Origin of the sequence: Dendrosporobacter quercicolus (assembly GCF_900104455.1) — a bacterium.
GTDB classification, from domain to species: domain Bacteria; phylum Bacillota; class Negativicutes; order DSM-1736; family Dendrosporobacteraceae; genus Dendrosporobacter; species Dendrosporobacter quercicolus.
Window position 1 is genome coordinate 987,295 of the sequence record NZ_FNHB01000001.1, and the last position, 25,674, is coordinate 1,012,968.

The following is a 25,674-nucleotide window of genomic DNA, read 5'->3' on the forward strand; positions in this document are numbered from 1 at the left end:
GAAAATTCGCCTCCGGCCAATTCGTCTTATCCTTTGTCAAGGCACTAACTTGTTGCGCAATTCCTTCATGGTTTCAATGGTAAAGCGTATTTGGTCTTCCGTATGGTCACTGGTAATGAAAAACCTTAGTCTGGCTTCACCATCGGCGACGACGGGATAGAAAATGGGATGGACGTTGATGCCATGTTGGAACAAGGCATTGGCAAGCTTGATCGATTTTAGGGAATCCCTGATAATGACCGGCACGACAGCTGAATCTTTACTTAAACCGGTATCCAGGCCGTTGGCCTGAGCAAATTCCAGGAAAAACCGGGCATTATTTTGCAGGCGGGCCACCCGGCCGGTTTCGCTTCTTAACAGCCTGGCAACCGCTAAGGCTGCTCCCGCATTCGCAGGCGTTATCCCAACACTGTATACGAAACCGCCGGCAGAATACTTTAACAGCTGAACCAATTCTTTAGAACCCGCAATATAGCCCCCGCAACTGGCAAAGGTTTTACTCAGGGTTCCCATCCACACATCCACATCCCGCGGATCAAGGCCAAAGTATTCGCCAATCCCCCGTCCGCTCCGGCCCAATATTCCCATTGAATGGGCCTCATCCACCATCAGCAGCGCCTTGTAGCGCTTCTTTAAGTCAACAAATTGGGGCAGGCGGGCAATATCGCCATCCATACTGTAAACGCCTTCCACCACAATCAAGGTGCGCTCATAGTTCCGGCGATTTTGTTTTAAAATAGCCTCAAGGGCTTCCCAGTTATTATGCGGAAATAGGATCCTCCTGGCGCCTGACAAAATGCAGCCCTGGATGATGCTGTTATGGCTTAGGGCATCGCAGACCACCAAATCCCGGGGGCGCAGCAGGCAGCCAAGGGTCGAAACGTTCGCCGAATGCCCTCCGACGTATACGACGCAGTCTTCGACGCCGATCAGACTTGCCAGTTCCGCCTCCAGTTCGCCGTGGATCGGTTTTTCGCCGGTTGCGCCTCTGCTGGCCGAAACCGATGTACCATACCGCTTTGCAGCCTCATTTGCCGCCTGGGTAACCCGCTCATCTCCTGAAAAACCCAAATAATTATAACTGGAATAGCTAATATATTCCCGTCCGTCAATGCTGGTCTTATTATTGATAATGGCCTCATTAACCCGAAAGTAAGGATTGGCTATTTGCAGCTGGGCAAACAGCTCCGCTTGTTTACTAAGTTCCAGGTAATCGGGGAAACCGGCAATCCGGTAGTATTCTTCCGGTATGTTTGCGGGGAGTTCCCCGCAATCCTGCTGTCCCTGTTCATTGCCGCCCGCCGCTTTTGCCATTTGCAGGCCGGCCTTGCCGCCGGCCGCTTTTTCTTCCAGCAGCTGCTTTAACAGCGTTCTTTTCTGTTCCGGTGAAAGCTGGGCCACTTGACTGTTGCGATCAACCATTATTCTTAACCTCCATCAGTTTGATCAGAGTTTCCTCTACTTCCCCGTTTGACAAAGCATCTGCTTTTGCTAATAATTCCTCGTATGATAACGCTGTTACAGCTTCATCTTCCATGAGCCGGGCAAGTTTCTTTTCCACCTCTTCATCCGACCATTCATCCACTTGTCCCGTTCGTTCCCCGTAGGATGACGGTTTGCCGGCTGGAACTTCTGATTGTATTGGCGGTACCCTCTCTGCAGCAGCGCTGACCGCGGCGTCTTCCCTGCCTGCCAGCAGTTCGGCCAGTTGCTGGGGATAGGCTGCAAGAAAATAGCCGGTTAAAGCATCGATACTCTGGTACTCCAGCAGTATTGTTTTGGACAGGGAACCGAAGGTCTTTTCCAATTGATCGGTTATCTGGCGGATCATGATCGAATCAACGCCGAAATCCACCAGCAGGTCATCTGCTTTGATCCGGTGCACCGGTATTTTTGTGACGGAGGAAATCAGCTCTTTGAAATAATGGATCGTCAGTTCCCGCAGCAAATCCTGCCCCGGCGCCAGCACTGCCTTAGTTCCTGTTGGTTCCGGCGCAACCGGCTGACGCAAAAGCTGCGTCCTGAACCGCTCAACTTCTCCCGCCAGTACCATCACCTGCTCCTTGCCCAAAGCCAGACTTTGATAAAAAGCGTCAATGCCCGCCGTTGTCGGCAGGGCTGTCAGGCCGGTGTTTTGCCTTAGCAGTTTTTCCGTTGCCGCATCGACCTGCATTCCGCCCTCCTGCCACAACGGCCAATTGATCGACAGAGTCCGGCCATAACGCCGGCCGGCGGCCGCCAAAGTGTTGCGATACCCGGCATAGGCGTCCATGAAGGCATTGGCGGCGGAATAGTCAGCCTGGCCAATATTGCCCAGAACTGCCGCGACGGAAGAAAAGAAAATGAAAAAGTCAAGCCTGACATCCTTGCTGGCCTGGTCCAGGTTCACCAGCCCGGTCACCTTTGGGGCCATAACCGCCAGCAAATCCTCCCTGGTCTTGGTGCGCAGGAAGTGATCGCGAACGATACCGGCGCTATGAATGATGCCGTTGATATCGCCGAATTCCTCCCGGAGGCCCTGAAACAGGCCGGCAACCGCCTGTTCCCGGGTAACGTCGACCTGCCGGTATAAAACCCGGGCCCCCAAAGCCGCCAGTTCCTCAACTTGAGCCTGCCGGTCTTTACGAAGGGCGGACCGGCCGGTGAGGACCAGGGTGACGGCTCTGGCCTTACGTGCAATTTCTTTAGCAAATACAAGTCCCAGCCCGCCGGCGCCGCCGGTAATGACATAGACGCCCCGGTCCTTCCAGGGGAGCTTAGCCGGTGGCAAGGCTTCCGCTTCCCGCCAGCCGGCAATATACCGTTTGCCGTCCTGGCAGCGAATCCAGGCATCACCGGGCGCCTGGCGATTGGCCTTTAATTCTTCTATCATACTCCCTGCTTCTCCAGCTCCCACTTCCAGCAGTTGCCCGATGATTTGGGGATTTTCCAGCCGGACAGTTTTGAGAAGTCCCGCCAGGCCGGCGAACAGCCGCCGTTCACCCTGACTGGGGACGACCAGCTGAACCAGAATATTGCCGCCGGGTTTGTCGGCAAGAAGACCCTGGATTTCCGCCAAAAGCCGGGCGGCATAATTTTGGTACCGCTCCGCCAGGCCTTGCCCGGCAGCTTCCAGTCTCAGGCAGCGCACCCCGTTCAGGCCGCTTTCGATGCTTTCCTCAGATACTTCACCCACTTCGCAAAGCAAAACCAAATGCCGGATATACGCAGTCTTCCGGGCCATAATCGCCTGTTGCCGCCAATAAGGTTCAAGCAGCAAGGTTCCCGGGAGCGCCCCGGCTTCCGGCAGACCGGCTGCGTCCGCCGCTTCCCGCAAGGCAAGTTCCTTTATTCTTACGCAGACATTCCCGTGCCGATCGCACAGACTGACATCCAGCCGCGGCGCTTTATTCCCGGCCTGACCGTCAGCGCTATAGCGGACCAGCGCCCACATTTCGGCGGTGCAGCCGCTAAAAACCTCCAGTTCCTTAAGCGCAAAAGGCAGCATGAGTTTTGCAGGCGGTAAAGCATTGCTGTTCATGAACAGGCCGATGGAGGCCTGCAGCGCGGCATCCATTAAACTGGGGTGGAGAATAAACTGGTTCCCGGTCGCGCCGACAGCCTCAGGCAGGGATAACTTTGCCAGCACCTGCTGCTCTCCCGCATACAGCTGCGCTATGCCCCGGTGTCCCGGCCCATACGCAATGCCGATCGACTGAAAGGCCTCATAGCACTGGCCGGAGGTCAAAGCGCTTTGACTGCACTGCGCCTGTAAAGCCTTAAGGTCCAGGGCCGGAGCTTTGCCAACCGCCCCCGGCATCACCGTACCCTGGCTGTGTATGATCAAATTTGCACCGCCTTGGCCGGCTTCACTATAAATTTTATAGCCGATCTCGCCATTGTCTGCCTGGGAAAGGCCGAGATGCACGCGAACGGGCTGCTCCCCTGCGATCAGCGGCTGAGCCCATACGACGTTCGCAAGCCGTATGCCCGGGCGGCTGCTTTTAGCTCCGGCCGCCAGCTCCGCTCCGGCCCGCGCCATTTCCAAATATGCCACCCCGGGAAACACCCGCTGCCCTTTCACCACATGATCCTGGAGGAAAAACTCCCGGCCTGTAAAGCTGGAGCTATACCGCTGCTGAGAAAAATGCGAGGTATTTTGCTGTACCAGCGGATGAAGGGGAACGAGCCTCGCCGCCAAACCGCCGGCCGGTTCGCCGGCCGCTTTTATTTCTAATTTCGGCACCCAGTACCGTTCCCTGGCAAAAGGATACGTAGGCAGGCTGATGCGCCGGGGCCTGGCATTGTCATACAGCGTATTCCAGTCGAACTGCAAACCCCTGACCCATAAATCGAGCAGTCTGGCGTATTTGCGTTTCGTAATCCAGGCCCGGATTGCCAGTTGTAAATCTTCATCGGCGGCAAAAACAGCCAGGGTCTCTTTGTCGCGTTTCACCTGCCCGCGGTACAGGTTTTCAATATCCTGCCGGCCTGCCGCCAAGCCCCGCAGTTTATCTTCAAGTTCCTGGCTGGACTCCACCAGCAGGGCCAGGCGAACTTCCATCGCTTCCCGCCCGACTTGAAGGGTGTAGGCGATATCGGCCAGGCCGGCCTCGGCGGACTGCCGGCCGGCAAGCGCGGCCAGCAGGCGCTCAACCTGCTCGTCCAGCCGCGCTTCATCCTTGGCCGACAATACAATGATCGCCGGGCTTTGCCGGTCAGCTTCCGCCAGCCGCTCTGGCCCCGGGGCAATATATTCCTCGATGACAACATGGGCATTCGACCCGCCCGCGCCAAAAGACGAAACACCGGCAATCCGGGGATATTCTTTGGTCCCGCCATTTACTTCAAGGAGCGGCCGTTTCCATTCCGCCAGCTCCTGCTGGACGACAAAAGGAGTATCGCTGAACTGAATATGGGGGTTTAAGACCTCAGCGTGGAGCGACGGCGCTAACTGCCGGTACTTGAGCTGCAGCAGCACTTTCGTCACGCCGGCAATGCCGGCGGCGCTTTCACAATGCCCGATGTTGGACTTGGCCGAGCCGATGGCGCAAAATTGCTTAGCCTGGGTATAGCGCGCAAAGGTTTTGGTCAAACCCGCAATTTCAATCGGATCTCCCAAAGAGGTTCCGGTACCGTGCGCTTCGATATAGCTGACCGTCCGAGGATCAATTCCGCCCTCCTTCAAGGCCTGCTCAATGACACCGGCCTGGGCGTTGGGGTTGGGAACGGTATACCCGTTGGTTTTCCCGCCATGATTGACGGCCGTCCCTTTGATGATGCCGTAAATATGGTCGCCGTCGGCGATGGCTTTGGCCAGCGGCTTCAACAGTACGGCTCCTACACCCTCTCCCGGCACATAGCCGTCGCCGCCTTCACCGAAGCTTTCGCACCGTCCCTTGCTGGAAGCAAAGCTGCCTTGGCCCAATAACAGATATTTATTGGGATGGACCGAAACATTGACGCCGCCGGCGATGGCCGCTTCGCAACCGCCCCGCTGCAGGCTTTGGCAAGCCAGGTGAATGGCGGTAAGAGAAGAAGAGCACATCGTATCGACCGCCATGCTTGGTCCATGGAAATTGCAGAAATAAGACACCCGGTTCGCAATGGACGATGGATTGCCGGCAAGAGCAACCGGCCGGCCCAGAGCTTGTTCCTGCGCTCCGTAAAGCTGATACTCCTGGTACATCACGCCCACAAAAACCCCTACATTGCCTTCCAGATCCAGACCCTGATAGGAACCGAGCGCTTCCCGGGTATAGCCCGCATCCTCCAGGGTCTCATAGACGCACTCTAAAAACAGCCGTTCCTGCGGATCCATAAATTCCGCTTCCCGCGGCGAAATATTGAAAAACAAGGGATCAAACCGATCCACACCGTCGAGAAAGCCGCCCCATTTGCTGTAGGTTTTACCGGGTTGATTCCGGTCCGGGTCAAAGTAGCGGCTATGATCCCAACGGTCTGGGGGTATTTCCGTAATCGAATCCCGGCCGTCCCGCAGGTTTTTCCAGAATTCGGCAATATTGGCCGCTTGTGGATACCGTCCGGCCACGCCAATGACGGCAATCTCCAGGACAGCTTGCTGATTGGGGCGTTGGGGGCCGTTCAAAACAGGGGACCATAGACGCCGCCGGGTACTGACGCCCGGTTGGACCGGTTTGGGCACAGGTACGGCTTCTCCGGTTTTACGGACCGTTTCCGCCGCTTTCTCTTCCAGCCCCAGTAATTGCGGCAGCTGCTCCCGGTAGGCTTCAAGGAAATAGCCGGTCAATTCCCGGATGTTCTGGTATTCAAAAAACAACGTTTTGGACAACGGGCCAAAGGTTTTCTCCAATTGATTGGTTAATTGGAGGACCATGACCGAATCAATCCCGTATTTCTCCAATGGCAGATCGGCTTCGATCCGCTGCGCCGGCAGCTTGATCACGGCAGACAGCACCCGTTTGAAGTAATTTTCGGTTTTTTCCCGGAGCCCATCCTGTCCACTGGCCGGTACTGCTGTGTTTTCGCCGCCCCCGGACACCGTTTTACCCTCCGCAGTACCGTCCGTCCGCCCCAAAAGCACCGCCCGCAAACGCTTAATAGCTCCTTCCGCCGTCATGATTTGGTGATTGCCGGAAGCCAGACCGTGATACAAAGCGCGGATTCCGGTTGCGGTCCTCATGGGCGTCATGCCTGCGTCTCGCCATATCAGCGCCGCTGTTTCGGCGTCAACCTGCATTCCGCCCTCCTGCCACAGCGGCCAGTTGATCGACAGCGTTTGCCCTTTTCGCTGTTTGGCGGCCACCAAATCGTTGCGGTACCCGGCGTAGGCGTCCATAAAGGCGTTGGCGGCGGCATAGTCGCTCTGGCCGATATTTCCCAAAACCCCGGTCATTGAAGAAAACAAAACAAAAAAGTCCAGCGGCAGTTCCTTGCTGGCCTCATCCAGATTGACCAGTCCGGTCACTTTTGGCGCCAGCACCGCCTGCAGCTCTTCCCCGGTTTTCTTAATGATAAAGTTATCCCGGATGACGCCCGCACTATGGATAATGCCATGAAGGCCGCCAAAGTTTTCGCAAATGCGCCGGATGAATTCCATAACATCCTGTTTTCGGGTCACATCCAGCCGTTGATATTCAATCCGTACGCCCAGGGCGGACAGTTCCCTGAACTTAGCCTGCTGATCCGCCCGCAGCGGCGACCGTCCCGCCAGAATTATGGTTGCAGCCTTTGCTTTCCCCGCAATTTCCCGGGCAAAAATAAGTCCCAGGCCGCCGGCTCCGCCGGTGATTAAATAGACGCCGCCTTCCTTCCAGGGAGAGCCGCCTTCTTGCTGGGCAAACGCCAGCTCCCGCCAGCCGGCGACCAGGCGTTTGCCGTTCTGATAGCGAATCTGCTTATCCCCGGGACGCCGGCTGTTCTCTTGCAGGATTGCTGTGATTTCCCGGGAAGGTTCGCCTAAATCGATCAATTGTCCGACAAGTTTCGGATTCTCCAGTTGAGCCGCTTTTAACAGACCGGCCAGCCCGGAAAGCAGCTGTAGTTCTTTTTGACCGGCAATGACCAACTGGACCAGCACCGCCCCTGTCGGTTTCGCCTTAAGAATGGTTTGAATTTCCTGCATGACCTCTCCGGCATAGGCCCGGAACCGCTCCTCGATGCTGGCTGGCCTGGCTGTCAGGGTCAGGCACCGCACCCCGTCCAGGCTGGCTTCAAGCCGTTCCGGCGAAACTTCCCCCGGCTCGCACAACAGCACCAAATGCTGATCAAAAACAAGCGGCCTGTCTTCCGGAACAACCGCCTGTTCCCGCCAGTAAGGCGCAAGCAGCAGCGCCTCGGTCATCGCCGGACTTGCGGTTTGGGCGATTTCGCCCTCCAGCGCCCGGGATGACAATCCCTGCAACCGTACACACACAGTTCCCTGCTCGTCGCACAAATCTATATCGAAGGTTTGGATCTTAGGCCCGGCCGCGCTGTCGTCGCTGCGGCGGATGGCAGCCCACATGGCGGGCGCGCAGGGGGCGAAAATTTCAACCTGCTGCAGCATAAAGGGCAACAGCGGTTTTAATGCGGCGTCCCTGCTTAACTCTCCGCCGGACAGCATCATGAACCCGATGGACGCCTGCAGCGCTGCGTCCAGTAAACTGGGATGCAGGAAAAATTGATTTCCGGCGACGGCGGCGGGCAAGCGCAGCTTTGCCAAAACCTGGCCCGCCCCGGCGTATACCGCCTCAAGCCCCCGGTGTCCCGGGCCATAGTCAATCCCCATAATCTGAAAGGCTTCATAGCATTGCGCAGCGGTCCAGCTCCTTTGACCGGCTGCAGCCTGTAAAGAGGCAAGGTCCACAACCGGAGGCTCCGCCGGCGCGTACAGAACGGCCTGGCCCTGGCTGTGCACTACGGACTCCGCCTGACGGCCTTCTATATGGCCGGCTATTTCGAAGCCGATTCCGCCATCCGCCCCGGGGTAGAGGGTGATGTCCAGGCATACCGGCTGCTCTCCTACGACCACGGGACGAAGCCAAACGATATTGGTCAGCCGGATTGCCGTTGCTCTTTCCGCCGGTATTCCGGCCGCCTGTTCTACAGCCGCCCGGGCCATTTCCAGATAAGCCGCTCCGGGTAACACCCGCTGACCCTTTATGACGTGATCTGCCAGAAAGAACTCCCGCCCGGTAAAGACCGAACGAAAGCGCTGTTCGGCGAAGCTTGACAGATTTTGCTGCAACAGCGGCTGAAGGCCGCCGGACAAGTGCGGCACCGCCGGACCGGCGGATTTACCGTCAGCCGCAGGCACCCAATAGCTTTCCCTGGCAAAAGGATAGGCGGGCAGATGGATACGCCGGGGTTTGCTCTTCCCGTAAAGCCCCTCCCAGTCTATATCCAGTCCTTTGACCCATACGGCCGCGATTTCATGCCATTTTCTTTTTTGAATCCAGGTTTGCAGCAACGCTTTGGCGTCTTCATCGGCTTCAAAAACAGCCACGTCCTCCCGGCTCTTTTGGGCCTGGGCCGTCAGCAGCCCCGGCGGCGTCCGGCCAGCGGCAACCGCCGCCAGCGCCGCCTGCAGGGCTTCGCGAGAATGGACGACAAGCGCCAGCCGGTACGCCATGGCTTCACGGCCGGTCTGCAGGGTATAGGCCATATCCGCCAGATTCAAGTCCTGCCGGGCTTCCAGCCAGTTCTTCATTTTGGCCGCATAGCGGGTTAACTGCTCCTCACTTTTAGCGGACAATACAAGGAGCACCGGCTCCTCAGCAGCCAGCCCTGCGGGAGTTTCAGCGGCGGCTGGGGGAAGATATTCCTCAATAACCAGGTGGGCATTGGTCCCGCTAAAGCCGAAGGAGCTCACGCCAGCCCGCCGCGGAACGCCGGCGGCAGTCTCCCAGGGCTGCAGCTTGGTATTGATATAAAACGGACTGCCGTCTATGGAAATATGCTCATTGAGTGTTTCAAAATGAATGGTCGGCGGCAGCAGCTTGTGCTGTAAGGCTAACAATACCTTGATTACGCCGGCGGCGCCCGCTGCCGTCAATAAATGTCCAATATTGCTTTTCACCGAGCCTAAAGCACAATAGTTTTCCTTGCCGGTAAACGCCCGGAAAGCCGCCGTCAGAGCTTCCACTTCAATGGGATCGCCCAGCTTTGTCCCGGTCCCGTGCGCTTCTACCAGCGAGATGGTGGCCGGATCAATCTGAAACCGTTCATATATCTCTTTTTCCAGATTAATTTGCGAGTTCACACTGGGAGCGGTAATGCCGTTTGTTTTTCCGTCCTGATTAATCCCCCAGCCCCGGATGACCCCATAAACCGGATCCTGATCACGAACGGCGTCGGCCAGACGCTTTAATAAAATAACTCCCGCCCCTTCCCCGGGAACAAAGCCGTTCGCCCGGGTATCGAAGGCAAAGCAGCGGCCATCCTTGGACAACATGCCCGCGCTGCTGGTCATAATATGCATGGACGGCCCCGGCTGTACATTTACGCCTCCCGCCAGCGCCAGATCGCAGGTGCCTAATAGCAGACTGTTGCAAGCTTCCGCAATGGCCACCAGGGAAGATGAGCAAGCCGTCTCAATGGCCAGGCAGGGTCCTTTCAGGTTGAGCAGGTAGGAAATCCGGGCGCTCAAAATCGAAGTCGCCGCGCCCATAAGGACTTGGGCATTCAAGCCCTGGCCGCTCGTGGACTGCCCGTACGAGTTCGTGCCGCAGCCTACAAAAACGCCGCAGCGGCTGCCGGACAAGAACGCCGGGCTTAAACCGGCATCTTCCATACAACTCCAGCAGTTTTCCAAAAACAGCCGTTGCTGCGGGTCCATCAATTCCGCCTCGGCCGGGGAAATATTGAAGAACAGCGGATCAAATTTGTCGGCCTCCTCCAAAACCCCCATCCACTTGCAGTAAGTCTTGCCGGCAGCCTGCGGGTCCGGATCGTAATAAGCCTCCAGCGGCCAGCGGGACGCGGGAATTTCTGAAATGCAGTCCTTGCCTTTGCTCAGATTATCCCAAAATTCGGCTAATGTATTGGCCTGGGGAAACTGCCCCGCCATACCGATAACGGCAATGGCCGGGTCCTCCGCTAAGGCGCTGTTTATGTTGAGGGCTGCGGCGCCAGCTTTAGCCGGACTGACGTCCCTAACAGTATGGTCCGGAGAAACCACACGGGTAAAAAATGGCTTGGCCTGAATAGCCTCGCAGGCTTTCAGCATCAATAATTCAGCAATTTCAGCCACATGACGGTTTTTCCAATCCTCGTACGGAGTCCCCCGCACCCATTGATTAAACGAGCCTAACGCCGGGCCGCAGAATATTTGAAAATTATCTTGTTCAGTTTCATCCCCCTGTAAGGTAGCCTGGGTGCAATGCGCAAAATACCATTTAAAGATTAACGTCATTTTTAGCCGCGGATTGTCTTGGGCTTCTTTGATTTGGGCCGCTTTCTGTTTATTTTTATATTCACAAACCAGATCCCATACTTCGGCAAAGGTCTTTTTAAAATATTTTGTTTCAATTTCCCGCCTGACCGCCGGCGGGATCTCTTCAAGGGAATTGTACTGCGTAAACAGCTGATATAACCGGTTGGCCCGCAGATAAAACTGGCTATGTTTCTTCACAACCTGCACTTTGGCGCCAATTTCAAACATATCCCCGGCAATGGTCATGGCGGTGTCATGGATAGTAAGGCTATGTAATATTTCTTTTACCATATCCGGTGCGCCGCTTTCGACAGTGCATTGATTGATTGACCCTGTAAAAATGAAATCCGCGCCTAACATGAATGCTGAAACCACAGCTTCCGGCGTTCCGATGCCGCCGCCGCAGCCGATTAAGATGTCTTCCTGGTAATGATGCTGCCGCTTTATTTCTTCTTTTAAAGAAATGACCGCCGGAATGAGCGAAAAGGCAACGCCCTGATCGGTATGCCCGCCCGAATCCGCTTCCACGGCCAGATCATCGGCCATCGGAATATACCGGGACAATTCCGCTTCTTCCTCATTAATCACACCGGATTGCAATAAATCATTCACCATGTCACTTGGCGGCGGCGATAAAAACAAACGGGCTACCTCTAACCGGGAGCATTTGGCAATGATGCGGCGCGGCCGAATAATCTGATCCGCCCTCTTGACAAGGCCCTTCAGCCGAAAATAGACCAACGGGAGAGTTAAGTCGGAATAGGCCGCCGCTTCAATCACCGGAATCTGATACTTCAGAAACAATTCGGCCTGCCGCCATTCTTCTTCCGGATCATTCAAGTTGGCCATCAGGCACATGCCGTAAGGTTGTTTTGTACCGAGCCGGACTTGGATGTTCTGAATGCGGTATTCCAATTCCTCCCTGCGGAAACCGGCGCTGCCGAAAAAGCTCAGCAGGCCGGAATTGCCCATGGCAATGACGAACGCTTCGGATGAAATACCACGATACATGGAACCGGCAAAATAATTCCATTTGCAGCGATATCGCTGCTGAAAAATGGGATTGCCCAGATTTTCCGGTTGTACCGATCCGTTCGTATCCAGAACCGTGCTTGTTTCCCGGACAAAGGCGCCGACCGCCTGGTAAATCGCGTCCTCATGCTTTGCGGCCGGTATGGCCCGCCTGGTTTGCGCCGGCCTGCCCGGCGGCGCTGCAGTCTGCGGCCGGGAATACCCGCCGGGTTGATTCTGCTCTTTGGCCATGAAGCCGGCGAATTCGCGAATGGTTGGATAATCATATATTTTGGTGGCCGGAATTGAAGTTCCGTATTGTTTGTTCACCGCCTTCATCCATTCCACGCCCAGAATGGAATCCAGTCCCATATCGATAAATTTCTTATCCACCTCCATATCGCCTGGCTGCAGATACAGGATTTGGGCCAGGCTTGCCGCCAGCGCTTCCTGTAACGGCTCCTCCGGCGCAAGCTCGCCGGCGCTTACAGGCTGTGCCGCGGCAATGCTTGTCTTTTGATTTTGCAACGCCGGGTGATTGGAAAACAGCGGATCATCCGCTAAAGGCTTAAGCAAAATCCTGCCGGGTTTTTCCGGCGGAACAGCCGGGACGGAGTGCGGCAAGGCATCCCCTTTTAATTCTTTGCCCAAAAATCCGGCAAATTCGCGAATGGTTGGATAATCATAAATTTTGGTGGCCGGAATTGAAGTTCCGTATTGTTTGTTTACCGCCTTCATCCATTCCACGCCCAGAATGGAATCCAGCCCCAGGTCAATAAATTTGTCGTCGACATTCACTTCGCTTGGTTTGGTATACAAAACTGCCGCCAAACTTGCCGTCAGTTGTTCCTGCAGCGCTTCCGGCGGGACGGGTTCCCGCGCTTGGAGCGCAGGTCCGGACTGGCCGCCGGTTGCAAACGCCGCCGGCAAAGCCGGCAATAGGAGCCCGCTTGGTTTATGAGCTGAAACAGCCGGCCGTAACCGCTGTCCGGCGTCTGCCTGCAGCGGAGGCTGATCGGAAAGCACCGTTGCCGCCGCTGTCGTTGTATTGTCAGCCGCCGTATACGGCGAATCAGCCCCCCAATACCGGCCTCTGGCAAATGGATACGCCGGCAAATGGATCCGCCGGGGGATATTGTCCGCAAACAGCAGTTCCCAGGAAAACTCATACCCCTGGCAATAAAGGTCGGCCAATGCCAGGAGAGTTTCTTGCCAGCGGTTTTTGTCTGTTTTCATCGTCCGGCTTTTTGCCAGCAGCTCCCGGCCATACTGTTCAAGGGCTTTCTGTCCCGTAAAATTCCGGGGAATCTGTCCCTGGAACAGCTTGGGACTGCTTGCCCCGCTCCCCGCTTGCTTTAGCACATACACGGCATCCTCCAGGTCCTGGATGACCATGGCGCAGCGCTGCGGAAAATGCTGCCGGCCCGCCAACAGGGTATAGCTGATCCGGGGCAAATCCTGCTCTTGCCACTGCCCGCCCGCCAGCGAAGTCAGCATCTCGCCCATTTTCGCCTGCAAGGCCTCCCCGCTCTTGGCGGAAAACACCAGCAGGCAGTAGGGAGCGCTCTCTTGAACGACAACACCTGTTCCGGGAAGATAGTCCTGCAGGACCATATGCACATTGGTCCCGCTCATCCCAAAGGCGCTGACCGCCCCAAGCCGGCCTTTTTCCGCTTGCCGCAGCCAGGGACGGGCTTTTTTATTTACATAAAAGGGGCTTTCCCGCCAAGGAATCGTTTCATTCTCCTGCTCACAATGGAGACTGGCCGGAATTGTTTCGTGCCGAAACGCCTGAATCAGGCTGACCAAGCTGACTAAGCCGGATGCCGCCAGGGTATGCCCGAAATTGGTTTTGGTCGAAGTCAGGGCGCAATAGCCCCGCTTGCGGCTGTGGCCCTTAAAGGCGTCATATAACGCGTTGATTTCGACAGAATCGCCCAGTTTTGTGCCGGTTCCATGGGTCACGATATATTCAATTTCCTCCGGCTTGATTTGGTACTGGTCATAAACGGATCGCAGCAGCCTGGTTTGCGCAACCGCGCTGGGAGCTGTTATGCCATTGGTCTTGCCGTCATAATTGATGCCGCTGCCCCGGATGACGGCATAAATCGGATCGCCGTCCGTCTCGGCCTGCGCCAATCGCTTCAGCACTACGGCGACAACCGCTTCTCCCGGCGCCATCCCATTGGCCCGCATATCAAAAGTAAAGCAGCGGCCGTCTTCCGACAGCATGCCGGCTTGGCTCATCCCGGCAAAGATTTCGGACGTCAGCAGCAAACTGACGCCAGCCGCAATGGCGGCGTCGCATTCGCGGCTGCGCAAACTCAGGCAAGCCTGATGCGCTGCCGCCAGCCCGGAGGAGCAGGCCGTATTGATGGTCATCACCGGGCCGTTAAGGTTGAGAAAGTAGGCCAGACGGGCTGCCAGCATGGCCGTGTTGTTCGCTGTTATGCTGCCTTTTTCCCGGACTAACCTGCCGTAATCCCCTTCTTCAGCGCCAACAAACATTCCAATTTTTCCGGCTGCGGTCTGACGGGCTCCATAACCGGCATCTTCCAAGGCCCGCCAAGCTTCCTGCAGCAAAAGTCTTTGCCGCGGGTCCATACTCATTGCTTCCCGCGGCGAAATTTCAAAAAACAAAGGATCAAACTCACTCACTCCGGGGATATAGCCGCATTGAAAGTTGTTTTTTCCCAGACGCTTGCCGGAATACCGGTCATCGATAAATTCCTCAACGGCATCTTTCCCTTGCGCCAGGATATTCCACATTTCATCGACATTCCAGGCTTGGGGAAACCGGCCGCTCATGCCAATCACCGCAATCGGTTCAGCCAGGCTTGCAGCGGCGTTTTTCCGCGAATACCGGGCCGGTTTTGCCGCCGGACGCAGTAATGCTGCGGGGGGCCGGACGGGAACTGTATTGACCGGGGCTTTGCTGTTTTCTCGATAAAACTCTTGCATTTTTTCGTAATGCGCCGATAAAAAATACTGCGTTAACTTTTCCAGGGTCGAATGTCCGAAAAACAACGCCGGTGTGATTTCACTGCCGTAATGGCTGCTTAATACAGCGGCATATCGAGCTAAACTGATGGAATCAAAACCAAAATCGGCAAAATTGGTCTCCATGTCCAGCTGATCGCGGGAAATTTGCAGCACCTGGCCGGCATATTCCCTCAAATCCCAGCCGATGCACTGGACCAGGCTTAACCCTTTCATTTCCGGTCGTCTTCCCCTGCCGGCCGCGCCTGCGCCCGTCGAAGCCGCCGGAACCTTGTCCGGGGCAATACCGAAAAAGCCTTCCAGCCGGCCGGGTTGTCCCGCCAATACCAAATGCTGCGCCTGATCCTGGGCCAATAGCTGTTCAAACAGACGCAGGCCTTCTTCCGTTTCCAGCAAGCGCTGCCCGCTGGACTTCAGGTACAGGGCCGCTTCCTCGCCACTGAACCGCATACCGCCGTCTTTCCAGAGCGGCCAGTTGATGACAATGGCCTTGCCCCGCTTCTGTCCCTGGCGCTGCCGGTCATTGCGATACCGGGCATAAGCCATTAGAAAACGGTTGCCAATCGCATAATCGCAAGAACCGAAATCGCCCAAAACAGCGGCCGAAGATGAGAAATAACAAACAAAATCCAGCGGTTCCGCCTGCAGCAATTCATCAAGCACCAGGGTTCCTTTGATTTTGGGGTCTAATACCCGCTGAAAGCTGGTGATCTCTTTGTCGAGAATACTTTGACGTTCCTGAATTCCCGCCGCATGAATGACGCCGTGAATGTCTCCCCACCGCGCTTTGGCCTGCTTCAGCCCCTCGTGCATGGCAATCGGATCGCAGACATCGGCTCGCAGATACATGACCTGACTGCCCATAGCCTCCAACGCTTTGATCTTTCTTTGTTGTTCTTCACTACCGGGAGAACGGCCGGCTAACAACAGCTTTACCGGATGTTTTCGGGCCAGATAGGCGGCAACCAGCAGCCCAAGTCCGCCGCACCCGCCGGTAATGAGATAGGTCCCTTCCGGCCTGAACGGACTGCCGCCGGCCTGCAGTCTGGCCGGCCGGACCTTGTATACATACCGTTTCCCTTCTTGATACAACGCACTCTGTATTTTTCCGGCTTGCAGCTCCGCCCAGCCTGTACGCAGCCAGGCTTCAACTTTTTCGTCCGGCTCCAGGCCGCAAGCGGCTTGATAAACGACTGCCAGTTGGGTGGACGGCAGCGCAAATTTCAGGGAGCGCTCAAAGCCGATCCAGGCTTCCAGATAGCAGCGTTCCAGCCCATCGGCAAATGGAGCGGCCAGCAGGAAACGCTTGATGTTGAACTGGGTTGCAGCCAGCGCCTGCAAAATATAAACAATGGCGGCATTATCCCGGGACCAGTCCGGCTGCTCCAGAGTCCGCAGGTACATGATTGCGTCAACATCCCCCTGCTCCTCCCTGATGCTCCGGAAAACCTGCTCATACGCGGCGCGCTCGTCACCCGGGATGAAGTACTGCTGCGCAGCCTGCTCCCGGCAACCAGCGCCTGGACTGATGAAAATGAGCTTTGTTTGCCGGTCAAGACTTGGCATGATTTCCCGAATTCGTTGCCGGTTTTCAGCAGCCGCAGCCACACAAATCATTGTTTTCACCGGCACGGGAGAAACGTCCGTCAGGGCCTGCTCCTGCCATTCCTCGGCAAAGGTCAGCAGTGGAAAGGGCTCTTGCCGGGCGGACGCCGGCGCACTTTCCAGCGCCTGGATCTCCAGTCCCTGCAGGCGCACGCAAACATTTCCCTGCTCGTCGCACAAATCAATATCCCACTTTCGGGCTCCGCTGTCTACCGGACTGCCGTCGCTGTGACGGAGGACAGCCCACAGAACCGCCGGGCAGCGGCTGAAAATTCCCATTTCCTGCAGGGCAAAAGACAGCACCGTCTGGCCGCCGGTCGTAAAACCGGCCGCCACCTGCCAGGCAGCCTCCAGCAAAGCGGCGGGCAGTACGAATTGCTCCTGCCCGCCGGGAGCAAGGCCAGTCAGACCCAGCTTGGCCAGCACCAGGCTCTGCCCCGCATATACAGCCTCAATTCCCGGGTATCCGGGACCAGAGTCATTTCCTGCCGCCGTAAAGGCTGTCCCGCATTGAGCGGGACTTAACCCCTGACGGGTGCATTCCGCCTGGATGGCCCCGAGATCCAGGGCCGGATGTTCGCCAGCCGCACCGGGCGCTGCGCTGCCCTGTCCATATACGGTGACTTCCCCGTCGGCTCCTGTGCCCTCGCTGTATATTTCATAGCCGATCGTCCCGTTATCGCCGGGGAACAGCGCAATGTGCACCCGAACCGGTTGCTCGCCCACAACAATTGGCTGATCCCAAATTACATCGGTCAGACGGATGCCGTTTTTTTCTTCCTGCTTTCCTGTCCCCAGCGCCACTGCCGCCCGGGCCATTTCAAGACCGGCCGCCCCCGACAAGACCCGCTGCCCTGCCAGGATCTGATCGGTCAGGAAAAACGCCTCACCGGTGAAGGTCGAACTGTACCGTTGTTCCGCTAAGTCCGAAGTATTTTGCTGCAGCAACGGATGCAGGCAATCAGCGCCAGCCGGCGGCAGGCCGCAGGCGTTTTTAGGCGCAGCCCTTTCGGGCAGCCAATACCGCTCCCTGGCAAAGGGATAGGCCGGCAGACTGATCCGGTAAGGCTTGCGGTCATCATACAGCCTGTTCCAGTCGAAGCTCAGACCCTTTACCCATAAAGCCAGCAGCTTGCCGTATTTTCCCCGTTTAAGCCACTTATCCAGGGCTTCCTGCCATTCTTCATCCGCCGTAAAAATGCTCAGAGTCTCTTTATCGCGCTTCACCCGGCCTTGATATAAGCCGCTGGTTTGACCCGCTAAAAAACCGCTCAGCTTTTCTGCCAGCTCTTGCATCGAGCCTGCCAGCAGGCCCAGGCGTTCTTCCATCGCATCCCGGCCAACCTGGAGTGTATAGGCGATATTCGCTAAATCTCCCTCGGCGAACTGCCGGTCGCCAATTGCCGTCAGCAATCTCTCCGCCTGCGCTGTAAGCTGCTTGCCGTTCCTGGCCGATAATACAATGATTGCCGGCTTGGGCCGGCCGGCTGTGCTGAGCGCCGCTTCCGACCGGGCCGGAACATATTCTTCCAGCACGACATGCGCATTGGCGCCCCCCGCCCCGAAGGACGATATCCCCGCGATCCTGGGGTATTCCCTGCTTTCTCCGTTAACGTCGATCACCGGCCGTTTCCATTCCGCCAGCTCCTGCTGCACGACAAACGGTGTTTTGGCAAACTGAATATTGGGATTCAGCGTCTTGGCATGCAGGCTTGGTGCGATTTTCCGGTGCTTCATTTGCAGGATCACCTTGGCTATGCCGGCAATCCCGGCTGCCGCTTCCAGATGGCCGATATTTGATTTTACCGAGCCAATGGCGCAAAACCCTGTATCCTGCGTATCCCTGGCAAAGGCTTGCAGCAGTCCGGCGATTTCAATTGGATCGCCAAGCTCGGTCCCGGTTCCGTGCGCTTCGATATAACTGATGGCCCGGGCATGAACGCCGGCTTTCTCCAGGGCTTCCCGGATGACGGCCCCCTGGGCCCTGGGATTGGGTACCGTATATCCGTTGGTTTTTCCGCCATGATTAATGCTGGTCCCCCGGATGACGGCGTAAATATGATCATGATCGGCCAGCGCCCGCGACAGGGGCTTTAGCAATACGCACCCCACCCCTTCGCCAGGCACGAATCCGTCGGCCCCCTGGCCAAAGCTTTTGCATTGCCCGTCAGTGGCCAGCATTTGAAAGTTGCATAGCTGGATATAGCTTGCCGGATGCAGATATAAATTCACGCCCCCTGCAATCGCCGCTTCGCATTCGCCGCGGTAAAGATGTTCGCAAGCCTCATGTATGGCCGTCAATGCGGAGGAGCACATGGTATCAACCGGCATGCTGGGGCCTTGCAGATTTAAGAGATAAGAAACCCGGTTCGCCACCGAACCAAAGGAAGTTTGCGGAAAAGCGTCCTTATCCTGTTTCCTTAAATCCGGACCATATAAAGCAAAGCCTGTTTTGGTAATTCCGGCAAACACACCGATGCGCTGCCGGTGCTGCTTGGCAAGCTGTTCCCTGGTATAGCCCGCATCCTCCAGCACTTCCCAGCAGGACTCAAGAAACAACCGTTCCTGCGGGTCCATATTGAGCGCTTCCGCCGGGGAAATTGCAAAAAACAAAGGATCAAAATCCGCAAAACCCTCGACAAAGCCCCCCCATTTGCTGTAGCTTTTCCCTTGGACGGCAGCCGTTGTTTTATCCGGCGCAAAGAACTCCGCCAGACCCCAGCGGTCTGGGGGAATTTCACTGATGCAGTCTTTGCCTGCCGCTAAATTGCGCCAGAATTCGGCCATATTTTTCGCCTGCGGGTAACGGCCGCTCAGCCCAACGACAGCGATAGGTTCCCGGGGCTTGGCGTCCGGCGCGGCCATAGCCGCAAAACTTCCAGCCGCGCCGGCCGGCTGGGTTGGCGCAGGATATTCTCCCTCGCGCGGCAACGCGGCTGCCGCTTCTTTACCCGCTACCGGCGCTTCGGTTCCGGTCCACCGCCTGCACTCTTGCGGGTATTCTGCAGCCAGATATTCCGCTACCTCGCCCAGGGTCTGGTATTCAAAAAATATTGTTTTGGACAATTCTTCAAAGGCAGCCGCCAGTTTTTCATTAAACCCGGTTATCATAATAGAATCAATGCCATAGTTCTCCAACGGCTCGTCAGCCTCAATCCTGTCGGCGTTCAGCTTAGCAATTTCCCCCAACAGGACTTTAAGCTGATGCAGGGTTTTTTCTTTCAGTATGACCGGATCGAAGGGCAGGGCGGCGGCGGAAGGCCCGCGTACTTGCAGCGGGGCGGTCAGCAGGTATTCCCGCATTTTGGCCAAATCGCCTTCCATTACCAGCACCTGGCTCCGGCTTAGTGCAAAGACCTGATAGAATGCCCGCAGGCCGGTCCGGGTCTCTAAGGCGACAATACCCAGGGTTTGCCGGAGCGTCCTTGCCAGGGCTTCATCGATCTGCATTCCCCCCTCTTTCCACAGCGGCCAGTTGATGGATAAGGTTCTGCCGTAACGCTGATTTGCGGCCGCCAGCCCGCTCCGGTACTCTGCATAGGCGTCCATAAAGGCGTTGGCGGTTGCGTAGTCGGACTGCCCGATATTGCCCCTGATGCCCGTCCCGGAGGAAAAGAAAATAAAGAAGTCCAGCGGCAGGTCCTTGCTTGCTTCGTCCAGGCTTACCAGGCCGCTGACCTTGGGAGCCAGCACTTCGGCAAACTCCGCCGGGGTCTTTTTGAGGATGAAATTGTCCCGCAGCACGCCTGCCGCATGGATGATGCCATTTAGCCGGCCAAATTCCTGTTGGATGCTTTGGATCAAGTCCGTAACAGCCTGCGCCTGGGTGACATCAACCTGCCTGTATGCAAGCCTGGCGCCCAGATTTCGGATTTCCTGCAGTTTGGCCTGTTTGGCCGCGTTCAGCTGCGACCGGCCTGTGAGGATCAGGGTGGCATCCTTGACTTTGCCGGCAATTTCCCCGGCAAAGATCGCCCCCAGTCCACTGGCGCCTCCGGTAATCAAATAAACCCCCCCGTCTTTCCAGGGAACTTCCTCCCGGTCGGCTTCCACTTCCCGCAGGATGGCAACAGTTCTGCCGCCGTCCTGGTAACGAATCTGCCGGTCATGGGGCCTCCGGCTGTTTTCCGTCAGTTTAGCCGCGATTTCTTCGCTGCCTGCACCTGCTTCGACCTCAATGAGCTGGCCGATAAGTTTGGGGTTCTCCAATTGCGCCGTTTTCAATAAACCGGAGAGCCCACGGAACAGCAACTGGTCATTTTGCGGCGAAATGACCAGTTGGATCAAGGCCCTTCCCTTAGGTTGATTCTTTAGGATGCCCTGGATTTGGGCAAACACCTGGGCGGCATAGGTCTGAAACCGTTCCGCTATGTTGCTCTCCTGCGCCTGCAGAATGAGGCAGCGCACCCCGCTTAACCGGGCTTCGATGCTTTCCGGCGAAACTCCGGCCGGCTCGCAAAGCAGCACCACATGCTGCTCATAGCCGGGAACAGGCAGTTCCCCGTTATGAGTGGCTTGTTCCTGCCAGCACGGGTAGGCCAGCAGGATTTCGGTACTTACCGGGGCCGGCCCATCCACCGCCGGCAGCCAATACCGTTCCCGGGCAAACGGATAGGTCGGCAAACTGATGCGGCGGGGTCTTTCGCCGTCATAAAGCTTCTGCCAGTCCAGCGGCAAGCCTTGTACCCACAGTTGGGCCAAATTGCCGGTTTTTTCCCGGAGCCAGCGGGCAATCGCTTGTTCTATATCCTCTTCGACCGCCAGCGGAGCCGTCGCAGCCCGGCCTTTTTTCACCTGCCCGAAAAAGCAGCTTTCGGCATCCTCCCGGCCATTGAGGAATAATGCTAACTTTTGCAGCAGTTCAGGTATCGTGCTGACGATGAAGGCAACCCGGCAGGCCATGGCTTCCCGTCCGGTTTGCAGGGTGTAGGCCAGAGCCGTGATGTCGATCGCCGCTGCACCGGTAAGTTCAGGAGCTGAAGCTTCGGGGGCCAGGCCTTGATTTTCCGGTAAAGGTTCTTTTTCCTTGCGCAGAAAATCCAGCAGCTTTTGCGCATAGGCTTTGAGGCCGGCTTCGTTCTTCGCCGACAGAGGCACAATCACCGGACTGGGCGGACGGACAGTGATGACCTCCTGTTTAGGGGAAACATATTCTTCGATAATAAGGTGAGCATTGCTGCCGTTGGCGCCAAAAGAGCTTAAACCGGCGCGTCTGGGGTAAACGGTTTTCTTACCGTCTGTCTCTATTTCCGGGCGGGTCCATTTCCTAAGCTGATCCGCAACATAAAACGGTGTATCCTGAAAAGGGATATACGGGTTCAAAGTTTCCGAATGCAGCGAAGGAAATATTTCCCGGTGCTTCAATTGCAGCAACAGCTTGGTAAGCCCGGCAATTCCGGCCGCGGCTTCCAAATGACCGATATTTGATTTGGCCGACCCGATCGCGCAGTATTGCTGTTCCTGGGTCCATTGCTGAAACGACCGCTTCAGTCCTTGGATTTCAATCGGGTCTCCCAAAGCCGTACCGGTTCCATGCGCTTCCACATAACTGATTGTGCGCGGATCAATGCCGGCTTTTTTCAGGGCAGCGGTGATCACTTCAGACTGGGCGACAGGATCAGGGACCATGGCTCCCGAGGTTTTGCCCACATGGTTCAGCGCCGATCCCTTGATTACGCCATAGATCGGGTAGCCTTCCCGTTCCGCCTGTGCCAGCGTTGTCAATAATACGGCCCCCACCCCTTCGCCCGGTACATACCCATCGCCGCCGGCCCCAAAGCTCCGGCATCTTCCCTGCGAGGCCAGCAGCCTGGCTTGCGCCAAAAACATATACTTATGGGGATGCGTAACCAGGTTGACGCCGCCGGCAACCGCATAATGGCAGTCCCGCCGCCGGAGGCTTTCACAAGCCAGGTGGATGGCGGTCAAGGCAGAGGAGCACATGCTGTCGACGGCCAGCGAAGGACCATGAAAATTCAGGCAGTAGGATACCATATTGGGGATTGAGGCGGGACTTGTACCAAACGCCGTCGGCGTCCCGCGGTGAGTCATGTCTGCGGCAAAAAGTTCATAATGGCTCCAAAATACTCCGACAAACACACCGACGCTTTTTTCGCCGGAGGACGGAAAGTAATGTTCGGTTCTGTTTTGATAAAATCCCGCATCTTCACAAGCTTCCCAGGCCGTTTCCAGAAACAGCCTGGCCTGAGGATCCATGATTTCGGCCTGCCGCGGAACAATATGAAAAAAGAGGGGATCAAACCGGTCAATATGCTCAAGAAATCCACCGTACTGATAGAACTGTTCCACATCAAACGCAAGGGGAGTACCCTTCCAGCGGTCCTTGGGCAAAGCGGAAATGCAATCTTTCCCGGTTCTTAAGTTGCGGTAAAATTGATCGAGCGTGCCGGCCCGCGGATAGCGGCCCGCTAAACCGATAATGGCAATATCCTCCGGCCGGCCGACCCGCTGGCCGGCGTTATGGCCGATCCTGCGCACTTGAGCGCCGGCCGGCCTTGCCGGATTGCCCGGCCGGAATTCAGGGCCTTCCCCGACGGCTGCGCCTTCCTTCTGAGAAGCGATATACGGCTCCAGATACGCCCGTACGGCCTGTTCTTCACCATACAAAACCGCAATTTGGGTTTTGCCGGCCTGCAGAATTACATCCAGCGCCCCCAAACCGGCTGCTGTCGGCAGTTTTCTCAAGCCGGAGGACCTGTACAGCATTTGTTCCAGTCCGTCATCAATCCGCATACCGCCCTCAGCCCATAACGGCCAATTAATCGCAATCGTTTTCCCGCGACGCCGGCCCCGCTGTACTTGTTCCTGCCGCAAGCGCGCAAAGGTGTCCATAAAGGCGTTGGCGCTGGCGTAATCCGCCTGCCCGATATTGCCGCTAAGGGCGGAAAAAGAGGAAAACAGAACAAAGAAATCAAGGTTTTCTTCCTTGGTAACCTCATCCAAATGCCAAGCCCCCTGCACCTTTGGCCGAAATACTTCCGGTAATTCCGCCAGATCCTTGTTGATAATGAATTGATCTCTAATCACGCCTGCACTATGAAAAATGCCGGTGACCGGCCCCAATTTCTCTTTAATTGCTGCAAAGGCCTGAACTGTATCACTTCTTTGCCCAATATCCGCCCGCAGATATAAGACCTCCGCCCCTTGTTGCCGGAGCCGGTCAATGCTTTCTTCCTGCCCGGCTTTCAGCTCCGACCGGCCGATCAACGCCAGTTTGATTCTGGCCTGACCGGCAATATGACTGGCCAGCAGCAAGCCTAGCCCGCCCAGGCCGCCGGTAATCACATATACACCCTGGTCTTTATAATAAGCCGCAGCGGTATCTGACGCCAAATCCGTTTCCCGCAGCTGTTTGATGCAGCGCTGAAGCGGGTTGCCCCGGTAACCAATTTCAATTGTCCCTGGCGCAGGCTGCAGCGCTTCCGCCTGGAGATGCTGCAGGACGGTGGGCAGGGACTGCAAGGCCAAATGCTCAATTGTGATCACTTGGCTGTGAAGCTGCGGATTTTCCAGGCAAGCGGTTTTCAGGACGCCGCTTAAGGCGTGGACATAGGGGCTCTCGTCAGTGGCCAGCACTTGCAGCAGCATTTCCCCGGGTGTTTTTTGCCGGAATTGTTGTTGTAACAGGGCCAATAATTGTCTGGCTTTATCTTCAACCTGGCCGGGGATCTGCTCCGCCGCCGCGTTCAGTTCAATCACCCGGGCGGCAGGGAGTTGATTTTGCAGCGCTGCTTGCAGTGGCGCTGATCCATCAAACAAAATAACCAGACGCTGACTTTCTTGCGCAGCGGCAACTGAAGGTTTGGCAATTTTCTGTCGCTGCCAGACAGGTTCAAAAAACAATAAGCGGGATTGCCCGCGAGCCGGAAGCGGCGCTTCGTCCCGTTCAGCTTCACGACTCCGGGCGCATAAGAATGCAGTTCTATGGTTTTCCAGCAAATAGTCTGACAAACGCTGAACGCTGGGGTATTCAAACAACAGTGTGGGATACAGCTGTACAGCTAATTTTTGTTCCAGCTCTTTCACAAGGTGCAACAAATTGGTCGAATCCAGGCCTAAGTCATAAAACCCGGCATTTATGTCAACATCAGCAGCCTCCTTGTTTAAGGCTTGGCCGATTTCTGTCTGCAAATAGGAAATCATCGAGCCGGCGTCGCTGTCAGGCTGCGCTTGCGCTGCCGCCTGACCCGCATTTTCACTTTGCCGCCCGGTTGCTGTTTGCCGGGCTGGCGGCTCTGCCGCCAACCGGCTTGGCGTACTGTCGTTTTGCTCAATGAACTTTTTAAGCAATTCCGGTTCCCGGATTCGTTTAATTGTCAATTTATCAAATTCCAGCAACAGCCGGCCTTGCTCATCAAAAACCAATAGATCAGTTGAAGCGATGTCGGGCGGCATACTTACTTTTTCCTCCGGCCGGGCCGTTTGTTTGGTATAAGTATAGATGGTTGAGGGAAGAGGCTGATGAATGCAGAAGCGTTCAATTGCAAAAGGAAGATACGTTGCCCCCGGCTGAGGCCCCTGGCCCGGAGGTTCATTCAAGCGAAAAGCTACGCCGGATAAAGTTGCGCCATCCAAAAAAGCCGGATGAGCATAAAACCGGGGTCGGAATTTTTCCGCCAGCTCACTCAAATGAAGTGCCATGACTTCTTCATGGTTGGCTTGATAGATGGTCCCTGCTGTTTTCATAAATGAATCATGCGTAATACCAACCTGCCGGATCAGGCCGTAAACCTCATTCATATCCCGCCGTACCAAAGCACCGTTGATAAAGGCCCGGACATCCATCTGCCGGCCGGGTTCCGTCCGCTCCTTTAAGAACAGCAGGCACTCCATATTGTCAGCCGCCTGGCCATCGACAAGCTGATTATTTTTGACCTTTTGACTGGCTATGGTTACTTTCCAGTTGGATTTCTCCGGCGAAAATGTCACCGAAACTCTTTGATCAAAAGTTTCCGCGGTAACCAGCGGTTGTTTAAACAAAATGTTGCGCAGCTCGATTGTCTGTGTGCCCAGATATTCCAACGCCAGCCGGTAGATCATATCCAGGAATGTCACTCCGGGAAGAGTGCGGACGCCATGAACGCGATGGTCACGGACAATGTAGTTCGAATGCTTAATGCTTTGTACAAATGTCTTCTGCTGTGTTTTCTTACTGCTCATGC

General features: G+C 56.2%; 2 protein-coding genes. Both read right to left on the bottom strand.

What is annotated here, in order from left to right; all coding sequences use genetic code 11:
- Positions 1 to 36: 36 nt before the first annotated feature.
- Entirely contained in the window at positions 37 to 1,422 is a 1,386-nt protein-coding gene (locus BLR06_RS04785) for an aminotransferase class I/II-fold pyridoxal phosphate-dependent enzyme (RefSeq protein ID WP_092068985.1), read from the bottom strand.
- Positions 1,415 to 25,672: a PfaD family polyunsaturated fatty acid/polyketide biosynthesis protein gene (locus tag BLR06_RS04790; RefSeq protein WP_092068988.1), complete on the bottom strand. Its 24,258-nt coding sequence runs from the start codon at positions 25,670 to 25,672 to the stop codon at positions 1,415 to 1,417. Before BLR06_RS04790 ends, BLR06_RS04785 begins: the two co-directional genes overlap by 8 nt.
- Positions 25,673 to 25,674: the final 2 nt, after the last annotated feature.